Origin of the sequence: Ralstonia sp. RL, assembly GCF_001683835.1 — a bacterium.
In the GTDB taxonomy this organism is placed as follows: domain Bacteria; phylum Pseudomonadota; class Gammaproteobacteria; order Burkholderiales; family Burkholderiaceae; genus Ralstonia; species Ralstonia mannitolilytica.
The window spans coordinates 17,691-34,658 of the sequence record NZ_LWRX01000225.1 but is presented as its reverse complement, the minus strand read 5'-3'; the positions used below and the strand labels follow the sequence as shown (position 1 = coordinate 34,658).

Annotated in this window: 13 protein-coding genes; all 13 read right to left on the bottom strand. The window is 67.8% G+C overall.

All coding sequences use genetic code 11. The features are described 5' to 3' along the window. Positions 1–8: 8 nt before the first annotated feature. On the bottom strand, positions 9–1,367 hold the full coding sequence (gene miaB / locus A6M56_RS20505) for a tRNA (N6-isopentenyl adenosine(37)-C2)-methylthiotransferase MiaB (RefSeq protein ID WP_102080743.1): 1,359 nt from the start codon (positions 1,365–1,367) through the stop codon (positions 9–11). Between the two features lie 56 nt (positions 1,368–1,423). Then, complete coding sequence (locus A6M56_RS20500) at positions 1,424–1,834, bottom strand: hypothetical protein (protein ID WP_045785851.1); 411 nt, start codon at positions 1,832–1,834, stop codon at positions 1,424–1,426. A gap of 90 nt (positions 1,835–1,924) precedes the next feature. Continuing rightward, positions 1,925–2,923: an NAD(P)/FAD-dependent oxidoreductase gene (locus A6M56_RS20495; protein WP_045785852.1), complete on the bottom strand. Its 999-nt coding sequence runs from the start codon at positions 2,921–2,923 to the stop codon at positions 1,925–1,927. Positions 2,924–3,074: 151 nt separating this feature from the next. Next, on the bottom strand, positions 3,075–4,001 hold the full coding sequence (locus A6M56_RS20490; RefSeq protein WP_062739044.1) for an OmpW/AlkL family protein: 927 nt from the start codon (positions 3,999–4,001) through the stop codon (positions 3,075–3,077). A gap of 200 nt (positions 4,002–4,201) precedes the next feature. After that, complete coding sequence (locus A6M56_RS20485) at positions 4,202–5,092, bottom strand: DUF1571 domain-containing protein (protein ID WP_045785854.1); 891 nt, start codon at positions 5,090–5,092, stop codon at positions 4,202–4,204. Positions 5,093–5,121: 29 nt separating this feature from the next. After that, positions 5,122–6,864, bottom strand: coding sequence for an AMP-binding protein (locus tag A6M56_RS20480; RefSeq protein ID WP_102080744.1), 1,743 nt, complete (start codon positions 6,862–6,864; stop codon positions 5,122–5,124). A gap of 85 nt (positions 6,865–6,949) precedes the next feature. Next, positions 6,950–8,281 carry an acetyl-CoA C-acetyltransferase gene (locus A6M56_RS20475; RefSeq protein WP_045785856.1) on the bottom strand — a complete coding sequence of 444 codons (1,332 nt, stop codon included), beginning with the start codon at positions 8,279–8,281 and terminating at the stop codon, positions 6,950–6,952. 4 nt (positions 8,282–8,285) lie between these two features. Continuing rightward, positions 8,286–9,218, bottom strand: coding sequence for a MaoC family dehydratase (locus A6M56_RS20470; RefSeq protein ID WP_102080745.1), 933 nt, complete (start codon positions 9,216–9,218; stop codon positions 8,286–8,288). Between the two features lie 7 nt (positions 9,219–9,225). Next, positions 9,226–10,638, bottom strand: coding sequence for a 3-oxoacyl-ACP reductase (locus tag A6M56_RS20465; protein ID WP_062739041.1), 1,413 nt, complete (start codon positions 10,636–10,638; stop codon positions 9,226–9,228). A 32-nt stretch (positions 10,639–10,670) separates the two neighbouring features. Further along, on the bottom strand, positions 10,671–13,181 hold the full coding sequence (locus tag A6M56_RS20460; RefSeq protein WP_102080746.1) for an acyl-CoA dehydrogenase: 2,511 nt from the start codon (positions 13,179–13,181) through the stop codon (positions 10,671–10,673). Between the two features lie 117 nt (positions 13,182–13,298). Next, complete coding sequence (locus A6M56_RS20455) at positions 13,299–14,333, bottom strand: TetR/AcrR family transcriptional regulator (protein ID WP_102080747.1); 1,035 nt, start codon at positions 14,331–14,333, stop codon at positions 13,299–13,301. Positions 14,334–14,590: 257 nt separating this feature from the next. Then, entirely contained in the window at positions 14,591–15,625 is a 1,035-nt protein-coding gene (locus tag A6M56_RS20450) for a histone deacetylase family protein (protein ID WP_062739038.1), read from the bottom strand. 24 nt (positions 15,626–15,649) lie between these two features. Continuing rightward, complete coding sequence (locus A6M56_RS20445) at positions 15,650–16,957, bottom strand: MFS transporter (protein ID WP_045785862.1); 1,308 nt, start codon at positions 16,955–16,957, stop codon at positions 15,650–15,652. Positions 16,958–16,968: the final 11 nt, after the last annotated feature.

Below are 16,968 nucleotides of genomic sequence, written 5' to 3'. Positions count from 1 at the left end.
GTCGATGATCAGTTGACCGCGTCCGCCACCACTTCGCCGCGTAGCGAGTGCGGATACGCATGGACGATGCGCACGTCCAGCATCTGGCCGACGAGCTGGTCGCGGCGCGCCTGCGGCAGATCGGGCAGGGCGAAGTTGACCACGCGGTTGTTCTCGGTGCGGCCGTGCAGTTCGGTCGGGTCCTTGCGCGACGGGCCTTCCACGAGAATCCGCTGCACGCTGCCGACCATGCCCTCGCTGATGCGAACCATGTTGGCGTCGATGGTCGATTGCAGCAGCTTCAGGCGCTCGAGCTTTACCGCGTGCGGCGTGTCGTCCTGCAGGTTGGCCGCCGGCGTGCCGGGGCGCGGGCTGTAGATGAAGCTGAACGAGTTGTCGTACCCGATTTCGTGAATCAGGTCCATCGTCTTGGCGAAGTCCGCATCGGTCTCGCCCGGGAAGCCGACGATGAAGTCCGTGGCGATGGAGATGTTCGGCCGGATCGCGCGCAGCTTGCGGATGATGCTCTTGTATTCGAGGACCGTGTAGCCGCGCTTCATCGCCATCAGGATGCGGTCGGAGCCGTGCTGCACGGGCAGGTGCAGGTGGTCGACCAGCTTGCGGTTGGTCGCGTACGCCTCGATCAGGCGCGAGGTGAATTCCTTCGGATGGCTCGTCGTGTAGCGGATGCGCTCGATGCCGGGAATCTCGGCCACGTATTCGAGCAGCAGCGCGAAATCGGCCCGCTCGTTCGTGTCGCCCATCTTGCCGATGTAGGCGTTGACGTTCTGGCCCAGCAGCGTGACTTCGCGCACGCCCTGTTCGGCCAGGCCGGCCACCTCGGCGAGCACGTCGTCGAACGGGCGGGAGACCTCCTCGCCGCGCGTGTACGGCACCACGCAATAGCTGCAGTATTTCGAGCAGCCTTCCATGATCGACACGAACGCGGTGGCGCCTTCCACGCGCGCCGGCGGCAGGTGGTCGAACTTTTCGATCTCGGGGAACGACACGTCGACCTGCGAGCGGCCCGTGCGGCGGCGCGCGGCGATCAACTCCGGCAGGCGGTGCAGCGTCTGCGGGCCGAAGACGACGTCCACGTAAGGCGCGCGCGCCACGATGGACGCTCCTTCCTGGCTCGCGACGCAGCCGCCCACGCCCACCACGAGGTCCGGCTTGAGCGCCTTGAGCGCTTTCACGCGACCGAGTTCGGAAAACACCTTTTCCTGCGCCTTTTCGCGCACGGAGCACGTGTTGAAGAGAATCACGTCCGCATCTTCGGGCGAGTCGGTGGGGACGAGGCCTTCAGCCGCATTGAGCACGTCGGACATCTTGTCCGAGTCGTACTCGTTCATCTGGCAGCCGTAGGTTTTGATGAAGACTTTTTTCATGTGCCGTTCACAGTGGTTGACCTGGGGGCACGTATTTCGTGGGGTTGCGGACTGCGCTATTGCGACGGGCTCTGGGCCTGCGCGGCCACCGCGGCCTTGTAATCCTCGTCGCTGACCACCCAGGCGGTCAGCAGCTGCTGATACAGGTCGAGCTGGTAGCGCACCTTGAACGTCTGGCCGACCACCGAACCCGGCGGCAGCAGGCGCCCGTCCAGCGACAGGATCCGCACACCCGGAGCGAAGCGGATATCGGCGCTGCTGCTGCCGAAACCGAGCAGCAGGATGCGGACCAGGCCGGTGCTGCCGGTGCTCAGCGTGCCGGTGTTGGCCGAATTGACGGTCAACTGGGCCGCCGGCGCCGTCGCCGGGATATTGCGCAGCACCTGCGCACGGGCGGACAGCGAAACCGTTGCCGCTGCAGCGGCGGCGGCAAAGGCTAGGGCGAGGACTTGGCGTCGGGTGCGCATGGCGTCGTCAGGGGAAAGCCACCGCCGGGTGAGCGACCCGGCACACGAAACACGAGACAACCCGACATTGTAACGCCGGCAGGTGGGTTCCTATCGCGCCCCGGCAATCTGTGCGGCCAGCGCGACACCGCTGAGGAAGGCGGCCTCCACGCGCGGCCCTTCGCACCAGTCGCCGCAGGCGCCCAGGCGGGTGGCGGCGTCCCAGTGGCACGGCACGCCGGCGGGCTGCTCCACGAGCGCGTGCGGCCACAGGTGCGCGGCCATCACGTCCGGCTCCGGCATGCCGGGGAAGACCTCGGCAAAGCGGGCATGCATGGCGTGCAGCGCCTGCTCCGGGGTGTCGTGCGCGTGCGCGGCAGACCAGCCCGGCGACGCATGCACGACCCACGATTCGTCGACCATCACGCGGCCCGGCTTGGTATTGTCGCGGGCGGCCCAGGCGAGCATGTCATCGTCGATGCGGATGCCGTCGTAGGGCACGCTCAGCGGTTGGGCGAAGCCCATCATCAGCGCCCAGCACGGGGCGTAGCCGACCGGGGCGATGGTCTCCTGCAACGAGGCCGGCGTTGCGCCATGGAACAGCGCCGGCAGCTCGGGCGCCGGCAGGGCGAGGGCGACGATGTCGGCGTGGACGGCTTCCGCGCCGTGGCGCTCGAGGGTCCAGCGGCGGCCGTCGTGGGCCACGCGCGTGACGGCATGGCCGAATCGCACGTCGAGCGGCGTGGCGAGGCTGCGCACCAGCGCGCCCATGCCGGGCAGGCCGACGTAGCGGGCTTCGTCGCGCGTGTCGGGCTGCAGCGCGTCTGCGGTGCGATGGCCCCAGCGTGCCGGCCAGGGCATCACCGAGCCCTGCCGGCGGGCCGCGTCCACTGCGCGGCGGAAGGCCTCGCTGCGTACGTTGAACGACTGCGCGCCGTGGTCGAACGCATAGGCGGGCGCCCCCTCGGGCAGCACCGTGGTGGCCAGCCGGCCGCCCACGCCGCCGGCACGCTCGTAGACCGTGGCGGCGATGCCCTCCGCGGCGAGCGCATTGGCACAGGCAACACCGGCAATGCCGGCTCCGACGATGGCGATGGAAGGCTGGGTCATGGGCGGGGCAGGAAAGGTGGGACGGCTGGCCAGAAGGGCGGCAGCAAACTCCCGCCATCATATCGGGTCGCGCCGCAACGAAAAACGCCACCCGGAGGTGGCGTTTGCCGTGGATCAATGGCCCGGCCAGCACGGCCGGCCGGTCGGCCACTTAGAACTTGTAACCGATCGCCAGCCCGAAGACGATCGGGTCGACCTTGATGTCGGTCTTGTTGACGGCCAGCACCTGGCCCTGCTGGCTGCGGATCGTGATCGTCGAGGTCGTCTTCAGCGGCAGGTACGACACGGTGCCGATGGCAGTCCAGTTCTTGGCGAATTCATACGACACGCCCACGTTGGCCACCGGCGTCCAGGAGCTCGACGTTTCCGCTGTCACCTTGGCCGGCCCGGTCGGGACCTGGCCCATGCCGAGCTGCAGGACCTGCCCGAGGTTCTGCAGCGCATTCACGAAGTTCGAGTTCAGGCGCAGGTTGGTGAAGAAGTTGTAGCTCACGCCGGCACCGAGGAACGGGCGGAACTTGCTCTCCTTGGTGCCGAAGTAGTACTGCGCGACGATGGCCGGGCTCCACTCGCGCACGGTCGCGACGGGGTTGTTCTGCGGCAGGCCCAGGTTGATGAGTGTGAGCGGACCGACGACGGGCACCGGCGCGATCACGTTGCCGCTGCCGTAGAGGTTGAATTTCGGCGGTACGCCGCCCACGAACGTGCCGGCGAGGTTGTCGGTAAAGAAGTGCGTGAACGTGAGCGACAGCGTGTTGGCGTTGCTGACTTTCACGTCAGTTCCCGGCGACTGGTACGTGCCCAGGCCCAGCGCGCTGGTGGTGGTCGTCAGCGGCGTGGCGGAGTCCATCGGGCGGATGTAGAACCAGCCCATCGCCATCACGTTGCGGCCCCAGACGTAGTCGTCCATGAACTTGCCGAACCCGCCGCCACCGCCGCCGGAGCCTTCGGCGCCCGTGCTGGCGCTTGCGGCGACATTGGCCTCGGCGGTGGATTGGGCATGGGCCAGGGAGCCAGCGAAGGTGCTGGCGGCAGCGCAGGCAAGCGCTGCGGCAAAGCGGCGGGCAGTGCGGTTCATGTGGTTGTCTCTCTGGATGGGATTGTTATTTCGCCGGGTGGGGCGATTTGTGTTTTCGCAGCATAACGCAGCGTTTTCGCCGGATTGACCGAAGCTTTCCTCTAGCTGGTACGCACGCAACAAGGGGTTTCCCCTAGTCTCGTTTCATACCGTCCGCCGGCCGGCGGTGCCTTGGTGCACAACGGTCCGCGGGCGGTGCACTAAAACTTGTATTCCGGGTTTTTGGGGTTGAAGGTCTGGTCGCTCCACGTCTTGCGCGTCACGCTTTCGATGACGATTTTCTCGAGCTGGTTGCCCGATTCGTCCCACGATTCTTCGATGCGAACCCATGGGTTCCGGAGGTCGAAATACAGGCTCACGCGCTTGGCGTAGAACGCCGGCGGCCCGCCGGGCGCATCCCAGGTCAGCCGCAGCATGCGCTCGCCGTTTTCGGTGACGACCCGGGCGTCGTTGAACTTGCCGGTGCCGCCGGCCGCGACATGCGCGCGTCCGTCGCGCTCGACGGAATCGACGATGAACTGCAGGCCCAGCTCCCGCGCCGTGTGGTTGGACTGCGATTTCGCCAGCGCGCCATCCAGCGCACTCCAGATGGCCGCAAAGCCGAAGACGCCGCCCAGGTGGCCGTACATCTCGTCCTTGCGCACAGTCTCGTCGTAGAGGATTTCCTGCCCGGCATGCGCGCCGCCCTTGAGCCAGCGCGCATACACCTGGCGCGGCGCGTTGCGGTAGCGCACCAGCATGAGGGAGGGCTGGCTTTGCCACTGTTCTTTCACGCGCTCCTGGCGGCGCATGCGGTATTCGTACTCGGGCAGCTTGGCGACTTCGGCGCGCAGCCAGCGCACCAGCGTCTCGGGCTTCATGGCCTGGGCCATGGCGAGGATGTCCTCGTCGGACCAGTTGGCGAAGGCATTGGCGTGGACCTGGCTGCCGAGCCATGCCGTCTGTCTGGCGACGTCCATGGCGGCAAAGCTGCCGATGGCGGCGGACGGCGTTGCGGTGCCGGCGGCTGGGGCAGAGGCCTCCGGCGTCTGCGGCTGGGCCGCGGCGCTCCAGGCCAGTGCGGCCACCAGGACGAGGGTGCGCAGCTGCATGCGGGTCTCCCGTGCGATGGTCGTTGTACTCATTGCTGTGCCTGCGCGGCCCGGGCGCGCTGGATGTCGGGGTCGGCATCGCGCAGTTCGCGGCGCAGGATCTTTCCGACGGTCGATTTGGGCAGTTCTTCGTGGCGGAACTCGACGATGCGCGGCATCTTGTAGCCGGTCAGATGCGCACGACAGTGTTCGAGCAGCGCGGCTTCCGTGAGCGCGCCGGTGCGTGGCACGACGATGATCTTCACGCGTTCGCCCGCCACCGGGTCCGGCACGCCGATGGCGGCCACCTCGAGCACCCCGGGATGGAGCGCCACCACGTCCTCGATTTCGTTCGGGTACACGTTGAAGCCCGAGACGAGGATCATGTCCTTCTTGCGGTCGATCAGCCGGATGTAGCCGTTGGCGTCCATCACGCCGATGTCGCCGGTGGAGAACCACCCGTCGGCGTCGATCACCTTCGCGGTCTCGTCCGGGCGCTGCCAGTAGCCGCGCATGACCTGCGGGCCGCGCACCTGCAGCTCGCCGGGTTCACCGATCGGTGCGATGGTGCCGTCGTCGCGCTTGAAGCGCACTTCCGTGGACGGTGCCGGCAGGCCGATCGTGCCGCTGAACTCGGTGATGTCCGGCGGGTTCATCGACACGACCGGCGAGCATTCCGTCAGCCCATATCCTTCGACGATGGTGTGGCCGGTGACCTTCTTCCAGCGCTCTGCAATCGCGCGCTGCACGGCCATGCCGCCGCCGATGGTGATCTTCATGGCCGAGAAGTCGCGGTTGGCGAATTCCGGGTCTTCCAGCAGCGCGTTGAACAGCGTGTTGACGCCCGCGATGCCCGAGAAGCGTTCCTTGCGGAGGATGAACAGCACGCGCTTGGTATCGCGCGGATTGGCGATCAGGATGTTGCGCCCGCCCATGGTCATGAACATCAGCAGGTTCACCGTGAGCGAGAAGATGTGATACAGCGGCAGCAGCGTGACGTTGGTCTCCGCCTCATCCGAGAGCATGCCCTTGGACCACACTTCCGCCTGCAGCAGGTTCGCGATGATGTTGCGGTGGGTCAGCATCGCGCCCTTGGCCACGCCCGTGGTGCCACCGGTGTATTGCAGGAAGGCGATGTCTTGGGGTTCCAGCTGCACCGGCTGCAGCGTGCGCGAGCGTCCCGTGGCCAGCGCATCGCGCAGCCAGACGGGGGAGGGCAGCGTGTACGGCGGCACCTGCTTCTGCACGTGGCGCATCACGAAGTTCAGCGCGCGGCCCTTGAGGTTGAGCGCGCCGCCCATCAGGTCGCCAATGCCGGTGATGACGATGTTGCGCACCTGGGTGCCAGGCAAGGCCTGCTCCAGCGTGCGCGCGAAGTTCTCCAGCACGACGATGGTCTGCGCGCCGGAATCGCGCAACTGGTGCGCCAGTTCGGGCACCGTGTACAGCGGGTTCACGTTGACGACGATGGCGCCGGCCAGCAGCGTGCCGAACAGGCACACCGGGTACTGCAGGCTGTTGGGCAGCATGATTGCCACGCGGTCGCCCTTCTTCACGCCGCGCGACTGCAGCCATGCCGCGAAGTGCTTCGCCTGGCGTTCGCATTCGTCGTAGGTCATCTCCGTGCCGACACTCACGTAGGCGACGCGGGTGCGGTATTTCTCCACCGATTCGCGAAACACCTCGGCCAGGGAGTGGTAGCGGTCGGGGTCGATCTCGGCAGGCACGCCTTCGGGATACGACTTCAGCCAGATGCGGTCGGTCAGATTGCTGCGGTCGGCAACGGTGTTCATGGTGTCTCCGTCCATGAAACGCGGCATGGTTTTGTTATGTGCCGCGCGGGTTGGATGAGCGGGCCGTTCCCGTAGGCCCGTCGGTTCAATGCGACATGTTTTCGGGGCGCTCCAGGATGGCGACCACGCCCTGGCCGCCTGCCGCGCAGATCGACACCAGCCCCCGCCCGCTGCCGCGCTGCGCCAGCATCTTGGCGAGCGTGGCGACGATGCGCCCGCCCGTGGCGGCAAACGGGTGGCCGGTGCCGAGGGAGCTGCCGTTCACGTTCAGCCTGCTGCGGTCGATACTGCCGAGCGGGCTGCTGCGGCCGAGCTTTTCCCGGCAGTACTCGGGCGACTCCCACGCCGCGAGCGTGCACAGCACCTGCGCGGCAAAGGCCTCGTGGATCTCGTAGTAGTCGAAGTCCTGCAGCGTCAGGCCCGCGCGTTGCAGCATCCGCGAGACGGCATAGGCCGGCGCCATCAGCAGGCCTTCGTTCTGCTCGGGGGTGCCGCTGAAGAAGTCGACGGCGGCCGTGTCGGCGCAGGTCATGTAGGCGAGCACGGGCAGGTTGTGCGTGCGCGCCCATTCCTCGCTGGCGAGCAGCACGCACGATGCGCCGTCGGTCAGCGGGGTCGAGTTGCCTGCGGTCAGCGTGCCGGCCTCGCTGCGGTCGAACACCGGCTGCAACTTCGCCAGTTGTTCGATGGTGAGGTTGGTGCGCAGGTTGTTGTCGCGGTCGAGCCCGAGGTGGGCGGTCATCAGGTCGGTGAAGAAGCCGCGCTCGTAGGCGGCGCTCAGGTTCTGGTGGCTGCGCAGCGCGAGGGCGTCCTGGTCTTCGCGGCGGATGCCCCAGCGCTTGGCCATCAGTTCGCAGTGCTCGCCCATCGACAGGCCCGTGCGCGGCTCGCTGTTGCGCGGCAGCAGCGGGCGCACGAACATCGACGGCCGCAGCCCGGCAAGCGCCTTGATGCGTGCGCCGGTGGACTTGGCGCGATTGGCCTCCAGCAGCACCTTGCGCATCTTTTCGTTCAGGCCGATGGGCGCGTCGGACGTGGTATCCGTGCCGCCGGCAATGCCCACGTCGATCTGCCCCAGCGCAATCTTGTTGGCGATGAGGATGGCGGCTTCGAGGCCGGTGCCGCACGCCTGCTGCACGTCGTAGGCGGGCGTCTGCCTGGCCAGCGTGGTGGAGAGCACCGTCTCGCGCGCCAGGTTGAAGTCGCGTGCGTGCTTGATGACCGCGCCGGCCACCACTTCGTCAAGCCGCTGGCCATGCAGGTTGAAACGGTCGATCAGGCCCTGCATGGCGGCGGTCAGCATCTGCTGGTTCGATGCCGTGGCGTAGGCGGTGTTCGAGCGGGCGAACGGGATGCGGTTGCCGCCGAGGATGGCGACGCGGCGCACCTGCGCGCTGCCCTGCGCATTCACGAGCATGGGTTCAGTCTCCGGTGTGTTTCTGTTGTGCCGGCAGCAGCGTGAGCACGCCGCGCAAATAGGGTTTGTCGCCCGCGATGTTGCGCACCTCAAAGGCGCGCCCGGGTGTCGCGGCTTCGGCCTGCCACAGCGTGGCCGCGCCCGGCAGCGAAAGCGGCGTCTTGAACTCGGCGACGACCTCGCCTGCCGTGAGCGGCGTGGCCGGCAGCAACGCCGCCACGGCGCGCGCCTTCGTCCACATGCCGTGAGCGATCGGGTGCGCAAAGCCGAACAGTTTCGCGCCGATGGCCGAGACGTGGATCGGGTTCCAGTCGCCCGATACGCCCGCGTAGCGGCGGCCCGTGTCGGCAGGCACGTCCCAGTGGCCGTCGGGCGACAGACCTTGCGCCGCGGGCAGCGCAATCAGCGGCGCCCCCTGCGGCGATTGCACGCCAACGCGCAGATACGTGGACAGCGATTCCCACACCACCGCGCCCGTCCGGACAATGGCCGTCTCGATGGCGAACGCCTGTCCGCGCGGATGCTGGAACAGCCGCCGCGGGCGCACCTCCACCCGCACGCGCTCGCCGATCTGCAGGCGCTGGTGCTGCCGGATCGTGTTGCACAGGTGCACCAGGCCGATCACCGGATACGGAAACGCCGACTCCGTCATCAGCATGAGCTGCAGCGGAAAGCCCAGCACATGCGGATACGTCATCGGCACGCCGTGCGCCGGCGAAAAGCCGCACACCGCCCCGTATTGCGCGATGTGCGCGGCATCGAGCGGCACCTCCTGGCGGACCAGCGTGCGGCGCGGCAGCGGCCCGCCGCGCTTGCCCTTGCGTTGCGACAGCAGCGCCCGCCATGCCAGCGTGCCGGGCGACGGCGCTTCCGTCACCAGCGTCTGCGTGGCAGTGAACGGCGTGGCGGGCAGGCGTGCGGTGGGGGTGGCGCGCATGGTCGTCTCAGGCTCCGAGCAGGCTTTGGCCGCACACGCGCACGACGTTGCCGGTCACACCGTTCGAGGCGGGGTTTGCAAACCACGCAATCGCTTCGGCCACGTCGACCGGCTGGCCGCCCTGGCTCATCGCGTTCATGCGGCGGCCCGCTTCGCGGATTGCGAACGGTACGGCCGCCGTCATCTGCGTCTCGATAAAGCCGGGCGCGACGGCGTTGATGGTGATCCCACGTTCGGCCAGCAGCGGCGCGCTCGCCTGCACGAGGCCGATCACGCCTGCCTTGGACGTCGCGTAGTTGGTCTGCCCGAGGTTGCCCGCAATGCCGCTGATGGACGACACGCAGACGATGGCGCCGCCCGAGCGCAACGCGTTGGCCGCGAGCAGCGCCTCGTTGATGCGCAGCTGCGCTGCCAGGTTGATGTCGAGCACGGCCCGCCATGCGGCTTCGGTCATGCGGGCGATCGTCTTGTCGCGCGTGATGCCGGCGTTGTGCACGAGGACGTCGATGCCTCCGAGCGCGGCGATCTGCTGTGCGAGCAGGGCAGGCGTCTGCGGCGCGGCGATGTCATACGCCAGCGCTTCGCCGCCGATCTCCTGGGCGACGCTGTTCAACCCGTCCTGCGCGGCTGGCACGTCGAGACACAGGACCCGCGCACCGTCGCGCGCGAGCACGTGCGCAATGGCAGCACCGATCCCGCGCGACGCGCCCGTGACCAGCGCGGTGCGCCCGGCCAACGGTTTTTGCCAATCCACCGAGCGCGGCACCGCGGCGCCAACGCGCACCACCTGCCCCGACACATAGGCCGAGCGCGCCGACAGCAGGAAGCGCAACGTCGATTCCGCCGCGCCTTCGGCGCCTGCCGCAACGTAGACGAGCTGTGCCGTGCAGCCGCGCCGGATTTCCTTGCCGAGCGAACGGGTCAGCCCTTCGAGCGCACGCTGGGCAATGGCGGCCTCCGGTGTCCTGCAGCGTTCGGGTGGGCGTCCGATCACGACTACGCGGCCGCAGCGTCCGATCGCGCGCACACCGTCGTGGAAGACGTGGTACAGCGCGTCGAGCCCGTCAATGGAGGTGATGCTCGTTGCATCGAAGACGATGCCGCCGATGCGGTCGAACGCATCGCCGTCCTTGCCCGTCGGCGCGACGAAGCGGCCTGTGATCTGCCCATGCCGGTTGGCCGCGCCGAGCCATTCCGGATCGCTTTCATGAAAGCGTGTCGGCACACCGATCCCGGCAAACAGCGCGGCGAGCACCTCGCGCATCGCGCCGCCCGGTGCCGCACCCACCAGGAACGGGCCGACGAATTCCGGCTCTCCCGGCCGATAGCGGCGCAGCGGCACCGGCTGCGGCAGGCCCAGGTTGGCCGAGAGCCACTTGCCGAAACCGGAACCGACGAAATCGAGGTACTTGTCTTGCATCGTTGTGGTTGTGTGGTGGCGCGTTGGTGGTGTTACGCCGCGCGGCGCTCAGTGGTCTGCAACGCGTCGAGCGCATCCTTGCGGCGCTGCAGGTCGGCCAGCAGGTTGAAGTCCGGCGGGAAGTCATCCACGGCGACGGCGTGTTCGCCGAAGCGCGCGTAGTCGCACAACTGCTTGCGTTCCGCCTCGTCGATGAGCTTCTGTGCCACGGCTTGCGCGATCCACGCTTCAAAGTCGGGGAGGCTCTGCGGCACGGGCGGAAGCTTCCCCTCGCGGATGGCGGGTTTCAGGCGCTGCTCGATGGCGTCCACGGTCGGCTGCAGGCGGAAGGCTTCTTCGCCGTAGGCGATCGGGTCGATGTCGGGCGTGGGGCAGTACGAATCGGCCAGCAGGCGATCGCGTGCGGCCCCCGGCGTCTGCATCAGTTCGGCCACCTGCGCCGCAAGCGCATCCGACGGTTTGCGATACGGGGCACCGAACGGGAAGATCATCGCGCGAAGCAATCCGGCGATGCCCGCGCTCGGGAAGTTCGCCAGCACGCCGTCGAGCGCGTCCTGCGCACGCACCAGCGCATCCTGCACCGACCAATGCACGAGCGGTGCATCTTCGGCCGGGCGGCCTTCGTCTTCGAAGCGCTTGAGTGCAGCCGAGACCAGGTACATCTGCGAGAGGATGTCGCCAAGGCGCCCGGTGATGCTCTCGCGGCGCTTGAGTGTGCCGCCCAGTGTGAACATCGCCACGTCCGACAGCAGTGCCAGCGCCGTCGAGAAGCGGTTCACGGCGCGGTAATAGCGCTGCATCTCGGGCGCGGCGTTGCCTGGCGCCGGCGCCACGCGGCCGCCCGACAGCGCATGCAGGAACGCCCGCACGAAGTTGCCCGCGATGAAGGCGCCGTGGCCGAACAGCGCTGCATCGAACGCGCGCAGCGTCTCGGGCGAGTCGGCGCCTTGCGCGGCGGTCATCTCGCGCAGCACGTACGGATGGCAGCGGATCACGCCCTGCCCGAAGATGATCAGGCAGCGCGTCATGATGTTCGCGCCTTCCACCGTGATCGCGATCGGCACCTGCTGATACGCGCGCGCCAGGAAGTTGTTCGGCCCCATGCAGATGCCCTTGCCGCCGACGATGTCCATCGCATCGTTGACCACATCGCGCGCCCGTTCGGTGACGTGGTACTTGGCAATGGCGGAGATGACCGAAGGCTTCTCGCCGAGGTCCACGGCAAGCGCAGACAGGCGCCGCGCCGCATCCATCATGTAGAGATTGCCGCCCATGCGGCCGAGCGCCTCCTGGATGCCCTCGAACTTGCCGATGGGGGTGCGGAACTGGCGGCGCACGGCGGCATAGGCGCCCGTGCTGCGCACCGCCAGCTTGGCCAGCCCCACGTTGGACGACGGCAGCGAGATCGCGCGGCCCGCAGCGAGGCATTCCATCAGCATGCGCCAGCCGCGGCCGACCTGCGCCTGCCCGCCGATCACCCAGTCGATCGGGATGAACACATCCTTGCCCCAGTTCGGGCCGTTCTGGAACACCGCGTTCAGCGGCCAATGGCGGCGGCCGATGTTCACGCCCGGATGCTGGGTCGGGATGAGCGCGCACGTGATGCCGGGCTCCTTGTCGCCGCCGAGCAGGCCATCCGGATCGACCGCGCGGAAGGCCAGGCCCAGCACCGTCGCAATGGGGCCGAGCGTGATGTAGCGCTTGCTCCAGGTCACGCGAAAACCAAGCGTCTCGCGGCCTTCGTGCATGCCGCGACAGACCACGCCGACATCCGGGATGGCCGCCGCATCGGATCCCGCATACGCGTTGGTCAACGCAAAGCAGGGAATCTCCTCACCGCGGGCGAGGCGCGGCAGGTAGTGGTTCTTCTGTGCCTCGGTGCCGTAGTGCAGCAGCAGCTCGGCCGGCCCCAGGGAGTTGGGCACCATGACGGACACGGTGGCCGCCGAGCACCGCGTTGCCAGCTTCATCACGACCTGCGAGTGCGCATAGGCCGAGAACCCTTTGCCGCCGTACTCCTTCGGGATAATCATGCCGAGGAAGCCGGCCTCCTTGGCATACGCCCACGCTTCGGGCGACATGTCCTGCCAGATCTGCGTGCTCTCCCAGTCGTTGGCCAGGTCGCAGAGCTTCTCGGTTTCCACGTCGAGGAACGATTGTTCTTCGGGCGACAGGCGAGGCTGCGGTGAAGACAGCAGGCGCGACCAGTTCGGCCGGCCCGAGAACAGTTCGGCATCCCACCAGACCGTGCCGGCCTCGATGGCGTCGCGTTCGGTCTGCGACATCTCCGGCATGATCTTGCGGAACATCGCCAGCACGCGCCGGGTGATCAGAGCGCGGCGCAGCGGCTTGATCGCGAGCACCAGCGCAGGCAGCACGAAGACGATGGCGAGTACGGTGGTCGCCGCCGGGCCCACGAGGCCGAGCCACGCGCCGGCGGCCAGCCACACGCCGGTCATGATCAGCCAGGCGGGCGCCGAGGCTTCCATGCTGGCAAGCCCGAGCGCGGCGATGCAAAGCAGGACGATCCAGATCGTCGTCATGAGGGTCTCCGTTGGATGCGTTCATGTGCCGTACGTGTCGGCGGGCGGCATCACGCCAGCGCCCGAGCGACTGCCGTGCCTGGGCGCGACGGCGCCGCGCGGCGAGTACCGGGGCGGTCAGGCTCCCGGACTGCGCCACGGGCGCATCGGGTTGGCCGGGAAGATCGCGCGCGCCGCGTTGCTGCGGCGGATGGCCAAGGCCCGTGTGCGTGCGGTCGGTGCAGCCGAGGTGTCGGCCTCGTCGTCGTGATCGCCGTGTTCATCGACGTTCAGTCCGTCGTGTTGCTGCATGGCGGTGCGTGCGCCAGGCGTGCGGCCAAAGAGATCGCCCGGGAATGGCGATGCGGTGGCCGGCGTGGCGCTGCGCTCCGTCAGGCGGCCGCCCTGACGGCCGGCGCCGCCGTGGCCGCCATCGTTGCCGCCGGCCGCGTCGTCGGCATGTGCCACCGGTGTGGGCACCTGCGCTTCGGCCAGCTCGACCACCTGGTCCAGCGCTCCCGCCTCGCCCGGCAACGGCGCATTCAATGTGGCCACCACCAGCGCGGTCAGGCGTGCCAGCAGCGATGCATCGTTCATCGGCTTGCCCTGCGTGAACAGCGGCAGCAGGTTGTTCAGGTCGTCACCCGCCAGCACGCCTGCCAGCGCCTTGAGCGCGAAGTGCAGGCGCCAGCCGAGTTCCGGGCGCGGCACGTGCGGCAACGCACGGGAGAAGGCTTCGAAGAACCGATCGAAGACCGGCGCGTAGTGGCCAAGCAGGTAGTTCTGCACGAACGGCGAGGTGTCGGAGTACACGCGGCCCATCAGGCGCAGGAAGGCGGGGCCGCCCGTTTCCGGATTGCGCGCCATCTGCAAGGCCGGCACGAACAGCGCGCCCAGCACGTGATCGCAGGAAAGCTGCTCCTTCGTCCAGCGCTCCTCGCAGGCGGTCAGCAGGGCGAGCCGGCGCGTGTTGAGCGGATCGAGCCGGCGTCCGAGCACCGACTGCATCAGCGCTTCCTTGCTGCCGAAGTGGTAGTTGACCGCCGCCAGGTTGACCTTGGCGCGCGCCGTGATCTGCCGCAACGACATCGCCTCGTAGCCGAACTCGATGAACAGCAGTTCGGTGGCTTCCAGAATGCGGCCCTTGGTGTCTCCTGCTCCAGGACGTCCCATGTCTCCAACCTCTTGTTTTGGTCCGATACCGGCGCGCGATTGCTGCATTGCAGCGCTCGAACGCACGATTCAAACATGTGTATTTGTGTTGCTCGGGCATGTTAGGAACAGACGTTTGAAAACGCCAAGCGTGCGATTCGAGCAAGCACTCTAGAGGGGGAGAGGTTTCGGCGGGGACGCCGGTGGGACGGGCCCCGCATGGAGAGTGGGCGCAAACATTCGGCGCAGGGCCGAAGCGCTTGCGCCCGGGCGGGAGGTCAGCCGGCCGGCCGAAGCGGCGCTTGAAGCCCGCCAAAGAATGCTGCGGCGTTCTGTGCGAGGGTGGCGAGGTGATACCCGCCTTCCTGCACCACCAGCGTCGGCAAGCCGGTCGCGCCGATGGCCTGCCCAAGACGACCAAAGCCTTCGGTGGATACGTCCACCTGCGATTGCGGATCTTCGCGGTAGATGTCAAAGCCGAGCGAGAGCACCAGCACGTCAGGCTCGAAGCGTGCCAGCGCGGCCAGCGCTTGGTCGAGCTTGTCAAAGAACACCGATTCCGGCGAGCGATGCGGCATCGGCAGGTTCACGTTCAGGCCCAGGCCGTCGCCGGTGCCGCGCTCGTCGTCAAAACCGGCGACGACGGGGTAGAAGTTGGTCGGGTCTCCATGGATGGAGACGTACAGCACATCGGCGCGGTCGTAGAAGATTTCCTGGATGCCCTGGCCATGGTGCATGTCGGTGTCGAGAATGGCGACGCGCTGGAACCTCCCGCGCAGCGCCTGCGCGGCGATGGCAGCGTTGTTCAGGTAGCAGAAACCGCCAGCGGCCTCGCGTCGGGCGTGATGCCCCGGCGGGCGGCACAGCGCATACGCCATGCGCTCGCCGTTGAGGATGGCCTGCGCACCGGCCGCTGCGCTCTGTGCAGACCAGTAGGCCGATCGCCACGTGTTCTCCCCCACGGGGCAACTGCCGTCGGCCAGGTACCGTGCCGCCTGGGCCAGCACGCCGCGCAGCGCGTTCGGTTCACGCACGAAGATGTTGGACATCACCTCGTCGCCCCAGTCTTCGGGCAGCCGCTGCCATTCGGCATGGGCGTTCTGCAGGAAGCGCAGGTAGGGCTCGCCGTGCACCGCGGTGAGCGGCGCCACGCCATGGTCTTCGGGTCGCGTGATGGTGAAGCCGAGATCGCGCGCCGCCTGCAGCAGGTGGATCGCGCGGTCGGGCACCTCTTGCGGCGTGCGCATCTTGCCGCGCGAGTAGTAGCTCTGCGGGTGGTGCAGGAGCTGTTCAGGATGGAAAAACGTGAGCATGGTGAAGCAGGTGGATGGAGATCGTTACGCGTTCACCGCATCGGCAGCCGGTGCGCGGCCGCATTGGCGTGCATCGATGGCCGCGATGCACAGCAGTGACACACCGGCGAGCAGCGTGTAGAACACCGCCAGCGGCCACCACTGGCCGTGAAAGCGCTGCGCGAGGACGGTGCCGACCAGCGGCGTGAGCCCGCCCGCCACCGCACCGCATACCTGGTACGACAGCGAGATCGCCGAGTAGCGCACGCGTGTCTCGAACACACCCGACACGAAGCCCGCGATCACCGAATAGAAGCTCGCCATGCACACCACGGCCAGCGCAATGCCCAGCACCATCAGCGGAGCGTGGCGCGTCTGCACCAGCAGGAACATCGGATACGGCGAGGCCATCGCCAGCAGCGCCATCAGCTTGAGGAAGCGCGCGCCGCCGAGCTTCTCGGAGAGCCACGCCGCGAGCGGCTGCGCGAGGAACTGGATGATCGCCACGGCAAACAGGCAATCGAGAATCAGCGTCTTGGGCAGCGACAGGTACTGCGTCGTGTACGCAATCATGAACGTGTTGGTGAAGTACACGCCCGCGATGCCGATCGTGTTGGCGCCGATGCACAGCAGCAGCGGCACGCGCGCCGTGCGCCAGACCTCGGCGATCGGCAGCTTGGCCGTCTTGCGTTGCGCCTGCATCTGCGCAAACTCGGGCGATTCGTTCACACCAAGGCGGATCGCCACGCCCACGAGCAGCAGCACCGCGCTTGCCAGGAAGGGCAGGCGCCAGCCCCAGTCCATGAACGCGTCTTTCTCCATCGACGTGACGAGGCGGAACGCCAGCAGCGAGAGGATCAACCCGGCCGGGCTGCCCAGCTGCGCGAACGAGGCAAAGAACGTGCGCCGGCCCTGGGGCGCATGCTCGCCGGCCATCAGCACCGCGCCGCCCCATTCGCCGCCGACCGCAATGCCCTGCACCACGCGCAGCACCACGAGCAGGACCGGGGCGATGGCGCCGGCGGTGGCGTACGTCGGCAGCAGGCCGATGCCGATGGTCGCCAGGCCCATCATCGTGAGCGTGATCATCAGGGCTTTCTTGCGGCCGATGCGGTCTCCCCAGTGGCCGAACACCACGCCGCCGAGCGGCCGGGCGAAGAAGCCCACCGCGAACGTGCCGAACGACGCGAGCGTGCTCAGGAACGGATCGCCGCCCGGGAAGAACAGCGGCCCGAATACGAGCGCGGCGGCGGTGGCGTAGATGTAGAAGTCGTACCACTCGATCATGGTGCCGACAAAGGCGGCGGTGGCCGCGCGCGCAGGCTGGCGCCCGCTCGGTTGAGACAGTTGCATGGTGGTGCTCC

Coding starts and splice junctions, on each gene's coding strand:
- miaB (WP_102080743.1), bottom strand. CDS start 1,367: ATGAAAAAAGTCTTCATCAAAACCTACGGCTGCCAGATGAACGAGTAC.
- A6M56_RS20500 (WP_045785851.1), bottom strand. CDS start 1,834: ATGCGCACCCGACGCCAAGTCCTCGCCCTAGCCTTTGCCGCCGCCGCT.
- A6M56_RS20495 (WP_045785852.1), bottom strand. CDS start 2,923: ATGACCCAGCCTTCCATCGCCATCGTCGGAGCCGGCATTGCCGGTGTT.
- A6M56_RS20490 (WP_062739044.1), bottom strand. CDS start 4,001: ATGAACCGCACTGCCCGCCGCTTTGCCGCAGCGCTTGCCTGCGCTGCC.
- A6M56_RS20485 (WP_045785854.1), bottom strand. CDS start 5,092: ATGCAGCTGCGCACCCTCGTCCTGGTGGCCGCACTGGCCTGGAGCGCC.
- A6M56_RS20480 (WP_102080744.1), bottom strand. CDS start 6,864: ATGAACACCGTTGCCGACCGCAGCAATCTGACCGACCGCATCTGGCTG.
- A6M56_RS20475 (WP_045785856.1), bottom strand. CDS start 8,281: ATGCTCGTGAATGCGCAGGGCAGCGCGCAGGTGCGCCGCGTCGCCATC.
- A6M56_RS20470 (WP_102080745.1), bottom strand. CDS start 9,218: ATGCGCGCCACCCCCACCGCACGCCTGCCCGCCACGCCGTTCACTGCC.
- A6M56_RS20465 (WP_062739041.1), bottom strand. CDS start 10,638: ATGCAAGACAAGTACCTCGATTTCGTCGGTTCCGGTTTCGGCAAGTGG.
- A6M56_RS20460 (WP_102080746.1), bottom strand. CDS start 13,181: ATGACGACGATCTGGATCGTCCTGCTTTGCATCGCCGCGCTCGGGCTT.
- A6M56_RS20455 (WP_102080747.1), bottom strand. CDS start 14,333: ATGGGACGTCCTGGAGCAGGAGACACCAAGGGCCGCATTCTGGAAGCC.
- A6M56_RS20450 (WP_062739038.1), bottom strand. CDS start 15,625: ATGCTCACGTTTTTCCATCCTGAACAGCTCCTGCACCACCCGCAGAGC.
- A6M56_RS20445 (WP_045785862.1), bottom strand. CDS start 16,957: ATGCAACTGTCTCAACCGAGCGGGCGCCAGCCTGCGCGCGCGGCCACC.